The following is a 4,052-nucleotide window of genomic DNA, read 5'->3' as shown; positions in this document are numbered from 1 at the left end:
GCTCGCGGCGTCGAGGCCCGCCACGGCGCGGCCCCGCCACCAGGCGAGCAGGACGACCACGGCGTGCGCGGCGAGCAGGGTGAGGGCGAGCAGGTGGGCCAGACCGAGGCCGGCGACGGCGGCGGCGTAGCCGGCCCAGCGTGGCCAGGTGGGCCGGTCCAGGGCCCGGACCAGCAGCAGGGCGGCGAGCACGGCGAGCGAACTGGCGAGCGCGTACGGCCGGGCCTCCTGGGCGTACCGGGAGGTGCCGGGGAGGACCGCGAGGAGCAGGCCGGCGAGCAGGCCGGCCCGCGCGCCGAGCAGCCGCCGCCCGAGTACGGCGGTCAGCCCGGCCGCGGTGGCCATCGCCAGCGCCGAGGGCAGCCGCAGCGCCGTCGCGGAGTCGCCGAAGATCGTCACCCAGCCGTGCAGGAGCAGGTAGTACGGCCCGGTGGCCGCGTCCACAGTGCCGGTGAGCCGGATCAGGTCGCCGACCGGACGAGTGGCCGCGCTCCAGGTGGCCAGCTCGTCGCGCCACGGCTGCGCGTGGCCGAGCCCGAACAGCCCGACGGCCAGCGTGGCCAGCGCCGGCGCCACCCAGACCCACCAGCCCCGGGCCGCGACCGGATGCCGCTTTACGGACAAAATGCCCACGCGCCGAGCGTCCCACACCAGGCCCGGCCGCGCGGCCGGAGCCTGCCCGCCGTCGGATCGGCCCACCCGGGGAACCGCTTCGCCTCCGGGCCGCTCGCCCCCCCGGGTGTTGGCGGGCCCGGGGTGCGGCCCGTGATGTGGGATGGGGCACGCGCTCATTGGCCGGCCCGCCGGGCGTGTGGCAGCATGGCCCCATGACCGCCGCTGTCGTCCGCCGCTTCGTGGCCCGTCGCCACGTCGACTACGGCCGCGTGCGCAGCGCGATCTGTCCGGCCGACTGACGACGCCCGACCCATCTGTCTCGGGCGCGCTCCGCGCCGGCTGTTCCGACACCGTTGTCCCCAGCCCGTTCCGACGGGCCGGCCGCCGCGCCCCGCGCTTCCTGAGGCACACAGACAACGGAGGACGCCGCGATGGCGGTCAGCAGCATCCCGGCCCGGCCGGAGGACCCGACGGCGCGACCCGCCCGGGCCCCGCGCCGTCCGCGCGGGGAGGGTCAGTGGGCGCTCGGTCACCGCGAGCCGCTCAACCCCAACGAGCGGATCAAGAAGGACGACGACCCGCTGAACGTCCGGGCCCGGATCGAGAACATCTACGCGCACCGCGGCTTCGCCTCCATCGACCCCCAGGACCTGCGCGGCCGGTTCCGCTGGTGGGGGCTGTATACCCAGCGCAAGGCCGGCATCGACGGCGGCCGGACCGCCGTGCTGGAGCCGCACGAGCTGGAGGACGAGTTCTTCATGCTCCGGGTCCGGGTCGACGGCGGCCAGCTCACCCTGACCCAGCTGCGGGTGATCGCGGACATCTCCCGGGAGTTCGCCCGGGACACCGCCGACATCACCGACCGGCAGAACATCCAGTACCACTGGATCCGGGTCGAGGACATGCCGGAGATCTGGCGCCGGCTGGAGTCGGTCGGGCTGCAGACCACCGAGGCGTGCGGTGACTGCCCCCGCATCGTGCTCGGCAGCCCGGTCGCCGGGGTGGCCCGCGACGAACTGGTCGACCCGACCCCGGCGATCGACGAGATCGTCCGCCGGTACGTCGGCGACAAGCAGTTCTCCAACCTGCCGCGCAAGTTCAAGACCTCGATCTCCTGGCTGGTCGACACCCCGTACGAGGCGAACGACATCGCCCTGCTCGGGGTGGACCACCCCGAACACGGCCCCGGCTTCGACGTCTGGGTCGGCGGCGGTCTCTCCACCAACCCGATGCTGGCTAAGCGGCTCGGTGTCTGGGTGCCGCTGGCGGAGGTGCCGGACGTCTGGGCCGGCGTGGTCGGCATCTTCCGCGACTACGGCTACCGCCGGCTGCGCAACCGGGCACGGCTGAAGTTCCTGGTCGCCGACTGGGGCGTGGAGAAGTTCCGCGAGGTGCTGGAGAAGGAGTACCTCGGCCGCACCCTGCTCGACGGCCCCGCTCCGCAGCTGCCCGACAAGCCGGTGGACCACATCGGGGTGCACCCGCAGCGCGACGGCCGCAACTACGTGGGCGCCGCCCCGGTGGTCGGGCGCGTCTCCGGCAGGCAGCTCGCCCGGCTCGCCGACGTCGCGGCGGCGCACGGCAGCGACCGGGTGCGGCTCACCCCGTACCAGAAGCTGCTGGTGCTCGACGTGGCGCCGGAGCGGACCGACTCCCTGGTGGAGGCGCTGCGCGGGATCGGGCTGGAGGCCCGGCCGTCGGCCTGGCGGCGCGGCACCATGGCCTGCACCGGCATCGAGTACTGCAAGCTCGCCATCGTCGAGACGAAGGCGCGCGGCGAGGAGCTGGTGGCCCGGCTGGAGCAGCGGCTGCGCGACTTCGACGCGGACATCTCCATCCACATCAACGGCTGCCCGAACGCCTGCGCCCGCACCCAGATCGCCGACATCGGCCTCAAGGGTCAGCTGGTGGTCGGCCCGGACGGTCGGCAGGTGGAGGGCTTCCAGGTACACCTCGGCGGCGGCCTGGGCATGGCCGAGGGGCAGACCGCCGGTTTCGGCCGCAAGCTGCGCGGTCTGAAGACCACCGCCGACGAGCTTCCGGAGTACGTGGAACGACTGGCCCGCCGCTACCTGGCCGGGCGGAGCGAGGGCGAGACCTTCGCCAACTGGGTGATCAGGGTCGACGAGGAGGAACTCCGATGAGTGAAACCCGTTCCGCGCCGCTGTACTGCCCCTACTGCGGGGAGGAGGACCTGCGGCCGAGCGAGGCCGGGCACGGCGCCTGGGAGTGCCACGCCTGCGCCCGCGTCTTCACGGTCAAGTTCACCGGCCTGCTCAGCAAGGTGGTGGCCCGATGAGCCTCGTCTCCGCCGCCAACCTGGGCCTGGTCGGCATCGGGGGCCCGAAGCCGGCCGAACCGACCCGCCGCGACCCCGACGAGCTGCGCGTGCTGGCGGAGACTGCCGGTCGGGAGCTGGAGGGGGCGCCCGCGCTGGAGATCGCCCGCTGGGCGGCCGAGACCTTCGGCGACCGGTTCTGCGTCACCAGCTCGATGGCCGACGCGGTGCTGGCCCACCTGGTCTCCCGGGTCGCGCCCGGGGTGGACGTGGTCTTCCTGGACACCGGCCTGCACTTCCCCGAGACGCTGAAGGTCCGCGACGAGGTGGCCCGCACCCTGCCGGTGAACGTCCGGTCGATCCGGCCCCGGCTCACCGTCGGCCAGCAGGACGGCCAGTACGGCCCCCGGCTGTTCAACAAGTCCCCGGACGACTGCTGCCAGCTGCGCAAGGTGGAGCCGCTGGAGCGGGCGCTCTCCGGGTACGACGCCTGGGCGGCCGGGCTGCGCCGGGACGAGTCGCCCACCCGGGCGAACACGCCGGTGGTGACCTTCGACGCCCGCCGGGGCAAGGTCAAGGTCAACCCGATCGCGGCCTGGCGGCAGGCCGACGTGGACGCCTACATCGCCCGCTGGAACGTCCCCGTCAACGAGCTGTTCAAGCAGGGCTACGGCTCGATCGGCTGCTGGCCCTGCACCCGCCGGACGAAGGCGGGGGAGGACCCGCGCGCCGGCCGCTGGGCCATGTTCGAGAAGACCGAGTGCGGCCTGCACGTCTGACCGGGCCGGGGGCCTCGCCGGAGGCCCCGGCGGGCCGGTCCGGGATGCCGGGCCGGGCGGTGGGGGATCCCGTGGTGCTGGTCGCCCACGGCAGTCGTGACCCGCGGGCGGCCGAGGCGACCCGGGCGCTGGCCCGGGCGGTGTCCGCCGCCCGGCCCGGCATTCCGGTGCTGCCGAGCTGGCTCGACCACACCGAGCCGGGACCGACCGCGGTGCTGCGGGACCTGGCCGCCGCCGGGCATCCCCGGGCGGTGCTGGTGCTGCTGCTGCTCACGGCCGCCTACCACCGGCGGGTGGACATCCCGGCGGCGGTCGCGGCGGCGCGGGAGGCGGGGGCGTCAATCGCGGTCCGGGTGACCGATGTGCTCGGTCCCGCCGAC

The 4,052-nt window shown here is 74.6% G+C and carries 5 protein-coding genes; 4 read left to right on the top strand and 1 reads right to left on the bottom strand.

Features of this window, described 5'->3' with window-relative positions; translation table 11 throughout:
- A partial coding sequence (locus NCC78_RS28775; protein ID WP_372495225.1) for a glycosyltransferase family 39 protein occupies positions 1–633 on the bottom strand: 633 nt, incomplete at its 3' end.
- A gap of 413 nt (positions 634–1,046) precedes the next feature.
- Here NCC78_RS28775 and NCC78_RS28770 point away from each other — a divergent pair.
- The 4 genes from NCC78_RS28770 to NCC78_RS28755 form a co-directional block, all read left to right on the top strand.
- A complete protein-coding gene (locus NCC78_RS28770; RefSeq protein ID WP_250798446.1) occupies positions 1,047–2,759 on the top strand; it encodes a nitrite/sulfite reductase in 1,713 nt (570 codons plus the stop codon).
- Positions 2,756–2,914: a hypothetical protein gene (locus NCC78_RS28765; protein WP_250798445.1), complete on the top strand. Its 159-nt coding sequence runs from the start codon at positions 2,756–2,758 to the stop codon at positions 2,912–2,914. The genes NCC78_RS28770 and NCC78_RS28765 overlap by 4 nt, the downstream gene beginning before the upstream one ends.
- On the top strand, positions 2,911–3,672 hold the full coding sequence (locus NCC78_RS28760; RefSeq protein WP_250798444.1) for a phosphoadenylyl-sulfate reductase: 762 nt from the start codon (positions 2,911–2,913) through the stop codon (positions 3,670–3,672). Before NCC78_RS28765 ends, NCC78_RS28760 begins: the two co-directional genes overlap by 4 nt.
- The coding region (locus tag NCC78_RS28755; protein WP_372495224.1) for a sirohydrochlorin chelatase at positions 3,654–4,052 on the top strand (399 nt) is incomplete at its 3' end. The genes NCC78_RS28760 and NCC78_RS28755, both read left to right, overlap by 19 nt.

The sequence above is a fragment of the Micromonospora phytophila genome, from assembly GCF_023656545.1.
GTDB classification, from domain to species: domain Bacteria; phylum Actinomycetota; class Actinomycetes; order Mycobacteriales; family Micromonosporaceae; genus Micromonospora; species Micromonospora phytophila.
The sequence above is the reverse complement of the archived record's forward strand: the minus strand, read 5'-3'. Positions and strand labels throughout refer to the sequence as shown.

Bases quoted from the DNA above. Each gene is read 5' to 3' on its own strand.
- NCC78_RS28770 (WP_250798446.1), top strand. From the start codon at position 1,047: ATGGCGGTCAGCAGCATCCCGGCCCGGCCGGAGGACCCGACGGCGCGA.
- NCC78_RS28765 (WP_250798445.1), top strand. From the start codon at position 2,756: ATGAGTGAAACCCGTTCCGCGCCGCTGTACTGCCCCTACTGCGGGGAG.
- NCC78_RS28760 (WP_250798444.1), top strand. From the start codon at position 2,911: ATGAGCCTCGTCTCCGCCGCCAACCTGGGCCTGGTCGGCATCGGGGGC.